The sequence below is a fragment of the Porphyromonas asaccharolytica DSM 20707 genome, from assembly GCF_000212375.1.
GTDB classification, from domain to species: domain Bacteria; phylum Bacteroidota; class Bacteroidia; order Bacteroidales; family Porphyromonadaceae; genus Porphyromonas; species Porphyromonas asaccharolytica.
In genome coordinates, this window is record NC_015501.1 from 1,289,607 (window position 1) to 1,304,520 (window position 14,914).

Genomic DNA, 14,914 nt, shown 5'->3' on the forward strand with positions numbered 1-14,914 from the left:
CTCGTTTTGACACAACGGGCGTGTTTAGTTGACAATAATGCTGACGAGCGGGTAGGCGCGCTTGCGGTCGGGGTGGCGTAGCTCGACGAGGAGGATAGCGCGTGTAGTGAGTGTCGCAGGCAAGAGCTCCGCGAGGCTCTGCCGCTCTACGATGGCTCGGCAGAGGGCCTCGGTACCGGCGTGGTCATACTGTACCAGCCGATAGCCCGCCACGGCGTATAGCGTTGCTGTGCAGCGGGTCTCACCGTCTGAGATCTCTTGGAGTACCAGTCTGGCGAGCTGCGGTAGCGATAGGAGCGTGCGTCGCTTCGGAAGGTCTAGACTGTCGTCAGAGGTGGCGGTGCGTCCGTAGACACTGTTTTGCCGCCCTGGCGTACCGTAGTTAGCCCACGCCTCAGCAGCCGTCCAGTTGCTCAAGTCTTGTGACTGTTTGTCTGGGATGATGCGCTCCTGAGCTACCCCTTGAACCTTTTGCAGAGCCTTGGGAAAGGTCTTGATATCGTAGTAAACCTCCTCAACGATGCTGTCGTTTGCCAAGTGTACGAGCCGTATAGCGCACTCGCTATCAGGGAGCTGAGGCATCTCGGGGAAGAGAAGCAAGCTGTCGGGCTTGGCATAGTACAGACGTTCGAGCGGATGCGTGCTGGGAGTGAGTGCGAGGTAGCCCCGTGGGGGGATGCCACCCGTGGGGTGAGGCGGGAGCGGATAGACCTTGGAGGGGTGCCCCGACCGTACGATGACCAGTCCGAGGTGGTCCGTCTTGACCGTGGTGTCGTTGGGGTTGTAGAGCTCGATGTACTCGGAGCCGTCGACCGTAGGACGCGCCATGATCTCGGTGATGTAGAGCGGTAGGGGAGCTTCGCTGTGGGTCGTTTCACTAGGCGAACTGCCTGCGGTCTGTATGCTATTTCGCTGCCCCGGGGTAGCGAAGTGCGCCTGCGGGGTGGCTGCGCCCCACTGTTCCTGAGTCTTGTCGCCCGTGGGGGAGAAGTATCGCTCGAGGGCTACGCCACGCTGATTGCGTCGCTGACCCAGGAGCCCCGGGTCGTAGCGAAAGGTCTCTACAACCGTTGAGTCGGCATGACGTAGTAACTCGATGGTGAAGCCTTTGTTGGCGAGCTGTGGCAGCGTCTTGCTCTGCGTCAGGCTGTCGCGCGGTGCCTCATAGAAGGCGGTGATGCCCTCTACCGAAGTGGTGAAGGCGTGGTACCCGCCCGCAGGGATTGGACAGGGACGACTACTTAGCGGGTACCATGTGGACACCTTGCCCTGTCGCAGCATACCGACCGAGTAGTCACTGGCATCGAGCGTTTGACCCGTGGGGTTGTGCAGCTCGATATACTCAGAGGCACCCGAGAGCGGGTTGGCCATAAATTCGCTGAAGGTGAGCACCATGCTATCTGGACGAGGCTGCGGCTGGTCATACTCAATAGCTATCTTGTAGATCGCATTCTCGACCTTAGTGGCGCTGGCAGTCCGTACACCGCGTAAGGAGAGCGCATACTCTCCCGCAGGAATTGCTGCCTCACTCCTTATATAGATGCTTTTGCCCTCGGTAGCGGTGGTGAGCTTGCCCCACGAGGGAGCTACAGTAATGATTGCCTCCGAGAGGTCGGCCGGCTCGGAGCAGAGCATCTCGACCGTGTGCGGATCTCTCTGACGAAACTCTTTGTAAAATTGGCTCGCTGGTATCACGTTGCGCTCACGACTCAAATCCTCAGGAGAGACCAATGAGGGGTAAACGTCTAGGAACTCTAGCGAACTGCTCTGTGCACGAGACTTGCTGTACTCGCAAGCGAAGAGGAGCGAAAATTGCTTGTATTTGCTAGGAGTCGAGGGCGTATCTCCTGCACTCCCCACATACTTGTAGAGATCGCTCGCTCGGTGCCGCACCCACATCGACCAGCGAGCCTCAGCCGTCGGATCATACTGAATGACAAAGTCAACGACTCCGCCACCTTGGCGCATCTCATCAAAGTAGTTGTAGGCTAAGATTTCGTTGGTCGAGATGATCTTCACCCGCCCAGTGCTTTCTAGCGAAAGGTTACACTCAGAGAGACGCAAGTATTGATTGTCCTTCATGTTGAGCACCACATAGTTGAAGGTGCCGTCTGTCAGAGCTTCGTAGCAGTAGAGGAGGAGCTTTACTTTGTTGTCCTTGGTCGGGGTGTAGTCTAGTTGTACCTTGCCATGCCAGGTCATCTGCTTGCTGAGGAAAACGTCCGCCTTGATGTAGGCATAGTTGGTCGTGCCACTAGCCTTGCTGTCGTTGAGCTGTAGCCCTCTGATAGGATCGCAGCGAAACTTGTCGAGCGTCCCCTGCCATACGGAGGAAGAGAGCGAAACGCTATCGGCAAAGTGCGCCTGCCACTGCCCCATGACGGGCCAACTGCTGAGCACTCCTAAGATGAGAGCGAACCAGATCCAGTGAAGGCGCATAGCTTCTCTCCTTTAGTTAGCAGGGACCTCCTCTTGCGGCGTAATGCCATCACGCTTGAGCATTGCGGCGAGCGTAGGCTTGCGCCCTCGGAAGCGTACATAAAGCTCCATCGGGTCTAGCTCATCACCCCGCTCCAAAATCTGATGCCGGAAGTCGGTAGCGACTGTAGGAGAGAAGATACCCTCCTCGCTAAATCGCTCGAAAGCGTCTGTGGCGAGCATCTCGCTCCACTTGTATCCGTAGTAGCCAGCGGCATAGCCTCCTGCGAAGATGTGACTGAAGGCGGTAGCGATGATATGCTTCGGATGTTCTGGGTCTCGCTCCTTGTCTCGCAGGGTGGTGCCTCGTAGGGTCTCACGCTCGTAGGTGTAGAGGTCATCGGGTAGGCTCTCGCCCTCGGCTAAAGTGTGGTAAGCCATATCAAGCTTGCCAAAGATCACCTGTCTGATGGTGCTGTAACCAACGGGGTATTGAGTCGCCTGGATTGCTTTGTTGAGGAGCTTAGCGGGGAGCGGTTCGCCCGTTTGGTAGTGCTTAGAGAGCAGCTCGGTGACCACGTCGGGCTGGAGGAGATAGTTTTCCATAAACTGGCTCGGTAGCTCCACAAAGTCACGCTCCACATTGGTCCCCGACATGGAGCTGTAGCGCGTCTGTGTGAGCAAGCCGTGGAGCGAGTGACCGAACTCGTGGAGGAGCGTATGCACCTCCGAGAGGGTGAGCATAGCCTCCTTGCCAGCCGTCGGCGGGGTGAAGTTCATCACGAGGAGGATATGCGGGCGCTGCGTGGGCGTCCACTCCCGTAAGTTATTCATCCAGGCACCGCTGCGCTTGCCCTTGCGGGGGAAGAAGTCTAGGTAGAGTAGTCCGAGATGCGCTCCGTCACTGTCTAGCACTTGATAGGGACGCACGTCGGGATGGTAAACGGCGACATCCTCGGCGGGTGCGAAGGTGATGCCGTAGAGCCGTGTGGCAATGGCAAAGACGCCCGAGAGGACCTGCGAGAGCGGGAAGTAGGGACGTAGCTCCTCTTCCTTGACCCCAAAGGTCTGCTCGCTGTGCCGCTCCATATAATAAGATAGGTCCCACGACTCTAGCTCGAAGCCCGCCTCATGGTCCAGCTCGTCTAGTTCATCGAGCGCAGTCTGTCGGTAATACTTCGTCAGGTCGTCGAGGAGTTGCTCCACCTGCTCAGGAGTGTTGCACATACGATGCTTGAGGCGGTAGGTCGCGTAGTTGGGGTGTCCTAGTAGTCGTGCCAGCTCGCCACGAAGTGTAGCTATCTGGCGAACGATCTGCCGGTTGTTCTGTTCGTTGTCTCGATTGCCCACGCTGCCCCGTCCTAGGTACATCTTGTAGCGCAGCTCTCTGTCGGCACAATGCTTCATGATGGCACCCACATGCGGAGCCGACAGATCAAAGAGGTAGCCCTCGCCATGCGCTTCGGAGGCGGTGCGTGCCTTCTCCTGGGCATCGTCTAGGATCTGCTGGGGCAAGCCACGTAGTCGGTCGCTTTCGTCAGCAGGCACGAAGAGTGTCCAGGACTCCTCGTCGCAAAGTTTGTTTTGCGCAAAGCGTGTGGTCAACTGACTGAGCTGCTCATTGATCTCTCTAAATCGCTCCCGCTCGGCACCCACGAGCAGAGCGCCATTGTCCGCAAAGCCCTCGTAGCTCTCGGTCAGAAGACGCAGGTCTATCTCGTCTAGGTGTAGCTCCTTGCGCTGGTCATAGACGGAGCGAATGCGGGCGAAGAGCGCTTCGTTGAGGAGCGTATCTGTTGACAGCTTGCTAAGCCAGTCGGAAAAAGTCTCCGAGAGCTGCATCATCTCGGGACAAGAGTAGGCAGAGAGCAGATTGTAGAATGCTGCCGTGACCGCCTCTAGTGCCTCTCCACTCTCCTCGAAGCGGCGGATCGTATTGTCAAAGGTTGCCGGCTCGCTCTGTGCCGTGATCGCATCAATCTCCGCACGATGTAACGTGATCGCCTCCTGCATAGCCGTGCGAAAGGTCTTCATCGTCTGCTCTATGGCGGTGGAGGAGGAGATGTCGAAAAACTGATCAAAGGGGAAGCTCCCGTAGGGTGTCTCGGGAGCGGTGAAGAGTTTGCTTAGCAGTGCTGTCGCCTGAGGCGTGGTTGCGGTCATATATAAGGAGTCGGGTAGAGTTGGGTTCGTTTGGTCTATTTAGCCAGCTGATCCTCCAGCTGAGCTATCTTCTTGTTTTGGTTTTCGATCGTCTGCAGGAGTGCGCTGAGCTCCTCATTGCCCATAGAGGTGGGGTACTCGGCAGAGACACGGAGGAGGAAGTCGCTCAGGACATTCATATAGTTGGTAAAAGCCGCGTAAGGCGTCTCGTATGGCGAGAATGCGCCTGGACCGCCCAACTTAGTGGTCATGTAGAAGAGGTGGTCGGAGCCCTGCAAGTTGATCCAGTCCTCCAGTAGTCGCTGGTCTCGTGAGAGACGGATGCGCTCGCCCCACTCCTCGAGCTTCTGTATGACGCATTGCTGCAGCTCATTGCCTGTCCATAGCGAGGTGTCTCGCTCTTCGCCCATACGACTCACTGGATAGGTCGCCTGTATCGTGTCTTGCGGGGTGCAGTGCGTGGCAACCTCTTGGGGCGTTGTAAAGGTGAAGCCACGCTTAGAACCCTGCTCGGGAAGAGCGCGGAGGAACTCAAAGATGCCAGTCTCACGGCTCCATATCGATCCAAGCGTCTCCAGAGGTAGAGAGACCAGCGCATAGTCGCCCTGCTCAGCCTCCAGCGTCGCAAAGAAGCGCTCCGTCGTGTAGGGATAGAGTGGACTGTCGTACCGTGCGAAGTCGTGAGCGATCGCATCGGAGAGCGCCGCGTGACGCATCAGGAGCGCTACGCCATCGGTCGTAGCGTTGTACAGGTAGTTGGGACTCTTCCACGCTAGGAGGTGCTTGGCGCCCTCAGTGACGATTGCTTTGTAACCTTGGCTGTGAGCTATCTGTGCGATGCGGTCGCTGTAGATTAGCTCAGGATTGGAGAGCGTCACGGGAGCAACGCCTAGGAGCGAACTGATACGGGTGCGATACATGCGCAGCTGGTTCGCATACTCCTCTTCATCGTACAGTCCACAGAGTCCGTGCGAGATCGGCTCGCCAAGTATCTCTATGCGCCCGCTCTTGACCAGTCGCTTGAGCAGCTGAATCATGTCCGGTGTGTGCAGCTCCATCTGCGTGAGCACCGAGCCTGAGAGTGTGAGAGCAACCCTAAAGTCGGGATGCGCTTCGATCAATTGCTCGATCAGTTCGAGTGCGGGTCTATAGGAGCGGTCTACCACTTGACGCAGTATCTCCTCATTGGCAAAGTCGTCGTAATAGTAGTGGTCGCTACCGATATTGAAGAAAGGGTAGTTCTTGAGCCTAAACGGTTGGTGTAGGTAGAAGTGAAGTATAATCTGTATCATAGGAAGGTGGAGAAGTCGTTTATCAAAGGGTTATACAAGTCGGTCATAGATAGCTCTGAGGCGCAGTCCAGCTTTGCTCCAAACGATGTTGTTGACCTCTTCGATGCCCTTTTGCTTGAGATGCTGGTGGAGGGTCGGATAGGAGACGAGTGCGTGCATAGCGTCGGCCATAGCGTCTACGTCCCAGTAGTCGGTTTTGATCGCGTAGCGCAGGATCTCGGCACAGCCACTCTGCTTGGAGATAATGCTCGGCACGCCACACTGCATAGCCTCTAGCGGCGAGATGCCAAAAGGCTCCGACACCGAGGGCATCACATAGACATCGCTCGAGCGAAGCATCTCATACACCTGCCGCCCCCGTAGGAAGCCTGTGAAGTGAAAGCGGTCGGCTATACGCTTGCGAGCCACGAGGTCGATCATCTTGTCCATCATATCGCCGTTGCCCGCCATCACAAAGCGAATGCCGTCGGTATGCTGTAGCACCTTGTGGGCTGCCTCGACGAAGTACTCAGGCCCTTTTTGCATCGTAATACGCCCGAGGAAGGTGATTACTTTGTCGCCCGTATGCTGCTCATTGGGCAGGGCTAGTAGCTCTGGACTAAGCGGCTCGACAGCGTTGTGGACCGTAAAGACCTTGTCGGGGCTCTGACCATACTTGTCGATGACGGTACGTCGGGTCAGGTTGCTCACACAGACGATAGCGTCTGCGTAGTCCATCCCTTGTCGCTCGATCGCATAGACCTGCGGATTGACATTGCCACGACTGCGGTCGAAGTCGGTCGCATGCACATGGATCACCAGCGGCTTTCCCGTCACCATCTTCGTATGGATCCCCGCTGGGTAGGTGAGCCAGTCGTGCGAGTGAATGATGTCGCATGGCACTGTTCGCGCTATGACACCCGCCACGATCGAGTAATTGTTGATTTCCTCCAGCAGGTTGTCCGGGTAAGCTCCGCTAAACTCCAGACAGCCCAAGTCGTTGGGACAGCGATAGCGGAAGTCATCGTAGATATGCTCTCTAGCAGCTTGGTAGTAGTTCACCTCCGCCTCATTGTGTAGCCGTGAGCGCAGGTAGTCGGTACTATGATCATGGTAAACAATCGGCGTGCGGTCAGCGCCAACCAGCGTTATGTGCGAAGTGTCCTCATCGCCATACAGCTTAGGCACGACAAAGGTTATATCCATATCGCTCTGCTCGGCCATACCATTGGTCAAGCCGTAGCTAGCCGTGCCTAGCCCGCCTGAAATGTGTGGGGGAAACTCCCACCCGTACATCAATACTCTCATCTTGTAGGACGCTCTTCGTTGCTGGTTGTATAGTATAGGTAGTTAGCTAGAGGGGTCTCCTCACTGTTGTACCGCTCCAGGGTCACCAAGGCGCGCAAGACCTCTGCGCAGCTCATCGCAAAGGAGATACCGCCGTGACTATCGTAGGGCGGGTTGCCATCGTACAGCTCGCTCAGTGTCGAGATGCCGTGATGCTGTAGCTCATCCTGTATATCCCCGAGCAAGCGCGCCAGGTGGGTCACACCGCTACGACCATTTATCTTCAGATAGGCATCCGTGTAGGCTCCCAGTAACCACGGCCAAGCGGAGCCGTTGTAGTAAGCATGCTCTCGCTGCTCCTGAAGTCCGCTGCACTGCTCCACATAGCCCTCACTGCGGGGGCTCAGCGAGCGAATCCCCTTTGGCGTGAGTAGCTCAGAGGTTACGATCCCTAGCACTTGTCGCTGCTTAGCACGGCTCAGCGGACAGAACGGTAGCGAGATAGCTATCAGCATATCGGGTCGGACAGCCCGCTCACGATACCCCTCCTTGGTCACGTAGTCATATAGGTAGCCATAGGGATTGACAAAGGTCTGCTCGAAGGCCGGTCCTAAGCGTTCGATCACACCCGCCAGCTCCTCGGGAAAGTTTTCTTCGCCACGTGCCTCACGATAGAAACAGAGCGCATTGTACCACAAGCCGTTCACCTCCACCAGATAGCCCCGTCGTGGTACGACCGCTTGCCCCGCTATCGTTGAGTCCATCCAGGTGACTGGAGGCGTGCCACTACCCTCGGCATAGAGCAGTCCATTAGGCTCGATGCGCAGGATCGGGTGGCGGTCGCTCAGGTAGTAGTCGATGATGCGCCCCACGAAGTCTAGGTAGAAGGAGCGGTGGCTATCGTCTGGATACTCAGCGAGGAAGAGCTGTATAGCACGTATTGCCCAGAGTCCCACATCGGGGTCGCGCACCCCCTCCATATCTAGCGGGAGCGCTATCTGCTTGATGAAGTTGATGCTGCTCCGTATGAAGGTGCTCATCACATTGTGAAAGCGCTCTGGGTGATCGCTGTAGATCGAGCACCCAGGCAAAGCGACCATTTCATCCCTCGCCCGCACCCCATACCAGGGGAAGCCCGCTAAGATATAGTGCCGATTGGAGACAGGCTTGTAGTAAAACTGGCTACAAGCATTGCGCAGACAGCTCCGTAGGCCCACCCGCGCCTTGCGGTGCGCCACCTCTGAGTCAAAGAGTGCGGGCAACGTGGTTACGTCTACCTCCTCTAGCTGTGCGGTGAAGTAGACTGACTCACCATTGCGTAGCTCCATCTCGAAGTAGCCCGGCGAATAGAGGTCTTCGCAGCTTTCGTACCCTCGTATCTGCTCCTTAGGGTAGTGCAGATTCTTGATCCAGTAGCCCTCATCGACCCAATGCGAGGGGGCATCCACCTGCATATATAAATCGGGGTAACCCTCATAGAGACAGGTCCGCACACCCGTCGTGCCGACAGGGTAGACGGTCGTGTGGGCGGTCTCGTTCTCATGCGATAGGAGGATCACATCCCTAAAGGCGACCACAGGGCGCAACCGCAGAGTGGTCTCGCTGTGGCTGTCGAGGAGCGTGAACTTGATAATCACCTGATTCTTGTAGTGGCAGAAGATCGACTCCCGCTGTAGGACCACCCCACCCACACGGTATATCGTGCGGGGCATCTTGTCTATGTTGTACTCTCGTATGTACTTGTGTCCATTGGGATAGACCGTGCCATCACCGTAGAGATGCACCCCGAGGTTAAACTCTGCCCCATGCTGTATCACTGTAGCATCTAGCGACGAGAGGAGGACGTGGTTGTGATGGCTCAGGTGAGGCAGTGGCACCACGAGCAGACCGTGATACTTGCGCGTGTTGCACCCCACGAGGGTCGTACAGTTGAAGGCCCCCCCACGGTTCGAGCGTATATGCTCCAGCTGTAGCGAGCGGTCTAGATTAGAGAGTGTCGTGCGGTCAAACTTGAGATAACTCATAGATAGTAAATTACTTGGGAGTTATGATGCGATCGCTCCTCGACGCGCGCCAGAGACAAGCGTAGTCTAGCGAGGTGGTGAGCGGTCTAGAGGATAGTCCTCTCTGCGTTGCTAAGATACGAATTAACCGCTGAATGGAGGTTAAATTCCCGCTAAACGAATCGTTTCCCTATGAAACGGCTAATTCCTATTTTGAGGTGCTGGGAGAACTTTAAGATGACATATTCTAATCATCTGAGACTATAAAACAGAATATCCACGTGGAGAATTTCGATTTCCCACGTGGATATTTTTTATTTTCCACGTGGGGGCGAAACAATTCTTCCGAAGTTTCATTTGATTCCTCCGAAGTTTCATTTCGTTCCTACGTAGGCATTTTTAATTTGCTACGTGGAGATTTGAGAATTTCCACGTGGGGATCTACCCCTTCTAAAGGAAAATCGTATCGGAGCCTAAGAGATCCTGTCGATCACATCTCAGAGCGGTCCCCTTCGAACTCCTCAAAATAGGAATAAGTCTATGAAATGAAAGATCTAGGTCTGCTAGCGGAAGGGTAAGCCTCCCTCCCTGCGATAAAAACAATAAGAGAGACTCCCCCTCGGTTGGATCGTGTCCAGCTGTGGGGGAGTCTCCTTTTTTTCGTGTTGGGGAGCATGCTTCATCCTTTCGTGCGAATGCGATCGTCGAAGGCCGAGAGAGCAGCCTTGGCACCCTCGCCCATAGCGATCACCACCTGCTTGTAGGGGATGCTGGCACAGTCGCCTGCGGCATAGATACCCGCTACGGAGCTGCGGCAGTGGTCGTCGATGATGATCTCGCCCATGCGGTTGCGCTCAACCAGACCATCGAAGACATCCGTATTAGCCTTGAGCCCGATCTGCACAAAGACCCCAGCGACAGCGAGTTCGAAGGGAGCACTCCCGTCACGAGGAGCTATGCGCAGTGCGGACACCTTGCTGCCGTCGCCGATGACCTCTTCCGTTGCCACGTTCGTGTGGACGGTCACGTTCGGTAGCTTAGCCAGCTGTTCCTGCAGTACAGTGTCTGCCTTGAGGCTCTCCATAAACTCCAAGACGGTCACATGCTTGCAGATGCCCGCTAAGTCGATAGCAGCCTCAATGCCTGAGTTACCACCGCCCACGACCGCTATGTCTTGTCCCTTGAAGAACGGCCCGTCGCAGTGCGGACAGAAGGCTACCCCGCGACCAATATGCTCCGCCTCACCTGGCACACCTAGCTTGCGCCAGGAGGCTCCAGTGGCAATGATCACTTGCGGTGCCACGAGCGTCTCGCCGAGCGAGGTGACTACCTCTTTCTGGGTGTCGACAAGCTTGATCTGCTCGACATGTCTCTGCTCTAGTATCTCTACCTGGTAGTGTAGCACATGCTGGCGCAGATCTTCGGCAAGCTGCGTCCCTGTGGTGTGAAGCACGGAGGGGACGTTTTCGATAGCCGTTGTCTCATTCACCTGACCACCCATGCGGTCTGCCACAAGTGCCACGTGCAGTCCCTTGCGAGCAGAGTATAGTGCAGCAGCTGCACCCGCAGGACCACCACCGATGACGATCTGGTCGTACTCCTTGCGCTCTGCCGTGACGGACGATGGCTCCACTCCGACAGCTTCGGCTAGCTTGCCGAGTAGCTCACCCAGCGAACTCTTACCTATATGTAGCACCTGATCTCCCAGGTAGACCGTCGGTACGGCCGATATGCTTAGCTCCTTAGCTTCCTCCGTGTAGAGAGCTCCGTCGACCATCTCGTGGGTCACCCCCTCACCCGCTATGAGCGTGATTAGGTTAAGGCTCTGCACCACATCGGGGCAGTTGGTACAGCTGAGCGAAATGTAACTGCGTAGATGAATAGGTTTGCGTAGTGAACGGATCTTGTCGCAGATAGCCACATCGGGGAGGTTCTTCCCCTGACCATCCGCATTGTATATGGCCAGTATCAGACTGCTAAACTCATGCCCCGAGGGGATTGCTCTAAAGGTTATCCCCGTGGGCTGGTCGTCACACAGTATCTCCACGCTCAGCTTGTCGCCCACGCTCATCTCTAGCGATATTTGCGGAGAGGTCGAGGCGAAGTCGCCGAGGAGCTGCTCTAGCTCCCCGTAGTGGTCACCCTCGGGAGCCTTCGCTCTAAGTGTGTATCGATGCTTTAGCGAGGCAAAGATGCTTTGCAGTTGCTGTAAGGTATCTTGGTCTAGTCTCATGGTTGTGCTGTTTTTTAGAAAGAGTAGAGGGCTGTGCCGCTCGTGTGAGTATACGACACAACCCTCTCGTCTTGATATGTGAGACTGTTGCAAAGTCAACAGTCTCACAATCTTGCTTGCAAGATTGTCCTGACTTTGCAGAAAGGATGAAGCGCAAGGCGCTGAGGGTGGGGGCTGAAGGGAGCATACCTACGTATGTGACCGAAGCTGAATCCCGAAAGCAACACAGCGATTCGCCTTTATGCAACAGTCTCTTGTGGATCTATGTGTTAGATCTTACCAACTAGGTCTATGCTAGGCTTGAGAGTGGCATCGCCTTGTCTCCACTTAGCGGGGCACACCTCGCCTGGGTGCTCATAGATAAACTGAGCCGCGCGCACCTTGCGCAGTAGCTCCTGAGCGTCACGGCCTATGCCGTTGTCATGGATCTCAGCCACACGCACTTTGCCGTCTGGGTCAATGAGAAAAGTGCCACGGTAAGCCTGTCCAGCCTCCTCGATCATCACGCCGAAGGCACGAGCCAGCTCGAAGCGCATATCAGCGAGCATCGTGTACTGCACCTTCTTGACCGCCTCGCTGGCATCCTGCCAAGCCTTGTGAACGAAGTGCGAGTCAGTGCTCACAGAGTAGATGTCTACGCCGATCTGCTGAAACTCAGCATAGTTGTCGGCGAGGTCAGCTAGCTCCGTAGGGCATACGAAGGTAAAGTCGCCAGGATAGAAGAAGAGTACACTCCAGCGCCCCTTGAGATCCTCGTTAGAGACCTCGTGAAAGCCCTTGGACTTGGTATATGCGGGTACTTTGAATTCTGGTAAGCTGCTATTGATAATAGGTTGCATAGTCATTTGCATTTGAGTTTTAGATAAAGATTGATTGACGTTGGTCGGACATCCCCACCAACAGTCACAAAGATAGGCGTAAGCACTTGAAATAAAAAGTAAAACACATACCTAGAACAAGGTATTTCCCCCTAAGGCGAGTAGTTCCCTTCGTATGAAACTGAAGGTTCTTCCGTATGGACATAGACTGTGCCCACGGAGAGGAAAGCTCTACTCCCGTAGAGCCTCCTAAATGGCTATTTAAGGTTTGCTAAATGAGAGCCCTTCGTTGGCGGAATCGGTGAGACGAGACTCGCTATTGATCGTCTGACGGCTAGAGCTCTTGAGGCGCTTATTGCCTAGCGTACAACTGATGCTGAGCGTGACCTTCGGACTGTACCAGTCCTGGACGAAGGCTATCGGCTGGGAGAGACCCATGATCTCGCCCCGTGCTACATTGCTATTCAGTAGGTCGTAGCACGAGAGGGAGAGCTTCCAGGAGGCGATGCGCTTGCTAATAGATAGATTGATCCACCACTGGCTCTGAGTCTTGTAGACTCCGACAAATAGCGGACTGTAATAGGTAACCTGAGCGTCAAGGTACCACTGAGCAGGGAGGTTGAGCGACTGCTTGTGCTGGAGATAGTATGCGTGAAAGGTGCGGTCGCACTCGCTCCTGTCTATAGTCCCCTTGTCACGCTGCAAGTGCCAAGCTAGATAAGTGGTGACGATCCACTGCAAGCCGTTGTCTCGGTAGATGATAGGTATGGGTGCCCCCGCTACGATGCGCAGGTAGCGACTGTAGTCCAGGTTCCCTTTGGTAATGGCATAGCCTCCTTGATATGGTGTCAAGTACTCAACGATGGGGCGCTGCTCGTTGGAGAGGTTTACCTCTAGCATCGCAGCCCGTCGGTAGCTGTAGTTGAGCGCAAGGTTGTGGCGCATACTACTCTGCAGACGATCATTGCCGACACGATAGAGAAATCCCGCATAGGAGGCATACGGCATCAGATCTCTTAGCGCAGGACGCTGGTAGTAGGTTTGCAAGGAGAGTGCTAGACGATGGTTGCGCGCTATATCGTAGGCCACGTTGAGGTAAGGTTGCCAGCGCACCGCTTGGTCAGATAGTAGGCGAGTCCCCTGAGCTTGGCTCGTGCGGTGGTCGTAGTTGAGCTGTACTCCACCGTAGCTGTCGAGTGCTCCTTTGTGGTAGCGCAGCGTGACGTAAGCAGAGCTGTTGCTCTCATAGTACCGCTCATTGACTCCGCTGGAAGCTGTGGGGGCTTGTGTTGCAAACCAGATATTGTTTTGCGTTACCCCGAGGAGTCCCAGTAGTGAAGGGGTAAAGCGGTAGGTATAGTTTGTCGATAGACGAAGGTAGTGATACCGATCTTGTAGCTCGCTGTCACTGTGAGAGTAGGTGCGATGATTGCTACTGGAGGTGTAGTCGGCATAGCTCTTCCAGGCCCAGCGATCAGCAGAGAGGGTGTGATAGAGATTGACAGCCCCGACCATACGTCTCATATCGGTGTGATACCCTCGACTATAGTCTATATGCTCATCTGAGAGTGATCCGTGAAGCCGTATGTCAAAGAGCTGCTGCGGAGAGATCTGCCACTCAAAGCCCGCCTGCATAGCCTGTCCACGATGAGGCGATGTGCTCGTCGTGTCAGCACCCAGTGTAGTCGTGAGGGACTCTATACGACGATTGTCAAAGATTTGGTACGCTATGTAGCTTCGCTTATTATCCTTATTGTAGTTGAGTCTGAGCCGACCGCCCTCCGACACCCTCCTCCGATAGCTCGCGTCGGCAGAGATGAAAGCATTGAGACCCTCTCGAGGGTTCCCCTTTGTGACGATGTTGAGGACGGCACCGCTCTGCACGCCATATTCGGGCCCTGGATGGCGAATGAGCTCCACCCGCTCGGCATCCTCCACGCTCAGAGAGCTGAGGTAAGCTTGGACCTCCTCAGGGGAGAGACGCAGTATACGACCATTGACAGCTACCGTGAGTGTGTAGAAGCCATAGACAGAGAGCCCTCCACGCTCCTCCACCTGTACCCCCGGGATTAGCTTAAGCCCGTCCAAAAGATTCCCGCCGATGGCTGCAGGATTAGCCAAAAGGTTATAGCGAGCCACGCCGCTACTGTATGTGACAAACGGACGCTTGGCAACTATGACCACCTCATCGAGTGCTTGAGCGGCAGGCGCTATGACGATGCTCAGAGGGTTTGTAGGCTCCTTGCTCACCTCTACATGATTTCGCTCAGGGGTGTAATTGGAGCCGAGGGAAGAGACTCTATACGAATAAGCTCCTAGGGGGAGCTCTAGGTAAAAGCGCCCTTGCCCATCACAGACAGCGGGGAAGCAGTGCGTGGAGTCCTGACTGCTGGTGAAGAGAACCACAGCATTGACCAGTGCCTCGCCCGTTGTCGTGGTTACCTCCCCAGTCACGGTGCCGATGCGCTCTTGTGCGAGCGATGCCACGGCTGAGACCACCACGAGGAGAAGTGAAAGTATGAGTCTCACGAACGTCATCTTACGATCCTTCGCAGGGAAAGGGCTTTCGGTCATCGCTTCTTGTTGTCTTGATAGAGAGCTATAGGTATCTGAGGGGGGCTTACGCAAAGAACAGACCCCACCCCAGGACACTTTCTTTATACGCCTGCAAAGTTAGATAGGCTTTACGCTCTGCACAATACCCGAAAGGGTAATTCTGTG

At 55.4% G+C, this 14,914-nt stretch carries 8 protein-coding genes; all 8 read right to left on the bottom strand.

Annotated features, from left to right (window positions below; translation table 11 throughout):
* Positions 1 to 24 precede the first annotated feature (24 nt).
* The 8 genes from PORAS_RS05130 to PORAS_RS05165 all read right to left on the bottom strand — a co-directional run bounded on the left by PORAS_RS05130 (position 25) and on the right by PORAS_RS05165 (position 14,731).
* Positions 25 to 2,439 (bottom strand): lamin tail domain-containing protein, encoded by a 2,415-nt coding sequence (locus tag PORAS_RS05130; protein WP_013760441.1) that lies wholly within the window; start codon positions 2,437 to 2,439, stop codon positions 25 to 27.
* 12 nt (positions 2,440 to 2,451) lie between these two features.
* Positions 2,452 to 4,581 carry a M3 family metallopeptidase gene (locus PORAS_RS05135; RefSeq protein WP_013760442.1) on the bottom strand — a complete coding sequence of 710 codons (2,130 nt, stop codon included), beginning with the start codon at positions 4,579 to 4,581 and terminating at the stop codon, positions 2,452 to 2,454.
* Between the two features lie 35 nt (positions 4,582 to 4,616).
* Positions 4,617 to 5,873: a glycoside hydrolase family 57 protein gene (locus PORAS_RS05140; RefSeq protein ID WP_013760443.1), complete on the bottom strand. Its 1,257-nt coding sequence runs from the start codon at positions 5,871 to 5,873 to the stop codon at positions 4,617 to 4,619.
* Positions 5,874 to 5,903: 30 nt separating this feature from the next.
* Complete coding sequence (locus PORAS_RS05145) at positions 5,904 to 7,160, bottom strand: glycosyltransferase family 4 protein (protein ID WP_013760444.1); 1,257 nt, start codon at positions 7,158 to 7,160, stop codon at positions 5,904 to 5,906.
* Positions 7,157 to 9,163, bottom strand: coding sequence for a glycogen debranching enzyme N-terminal domain-containing protein (locus PORAS_RS05150; RefSeq protein ID WP_013760445.1), 2,007 nt, complete (start codon positions 9,161 to 9,163; stop codon positions 7,157 to 7,159). The genes PORAS_RS05145 and PORAS_RS05150 overlap by 4 nt, the downstream gene beginning before the upstream one ends.
* 658 nt (positions 9,164 to 9,821) lie before the next feature.
* Positions 9,822 to 11,375 (bottom strand): alkyl hydroperoxide reductase subunit F, encoded by a 1,554-nt coding sequence (ahpF, locus tag PORAS_RS05155; protein ID WP_013760446.1) that lies wholly within the window; start codon positions 11,373 to 11,375, stop codon positions 9,822 to 9,824.
* 269 nt (positions 11,376 to 11,644) lie between these two features.
* Positions 11,645 to 12,214 carry an alkyl hydroperoxide reductase subunit C gene (ahpC, locus tag PORAS_RS05160; RefSeq protein ID WP_013760447.1) on the bottom strand — a complete coding sequence of 190 codons (570 nt, stop codon included), beginning with the start codon at positions 12,212 to 12,214 and terminating at the stop codon, positions 11,645 to 11,647.
* Between the two features lie 240 nt (positions 12,215 to 12,454).
* Entirely contained in the window at positions 12,455 to 14,731 is a 2,277-nt protein-coding gene (locus PORAS_RS05165) for a TonB-dependent receptor (RefSeq protein WP_245528067.1), read from the bottom strand.
* Between the last annotated feature and the right edge of the window lie 183 nt (positions 14,732 to 14,914).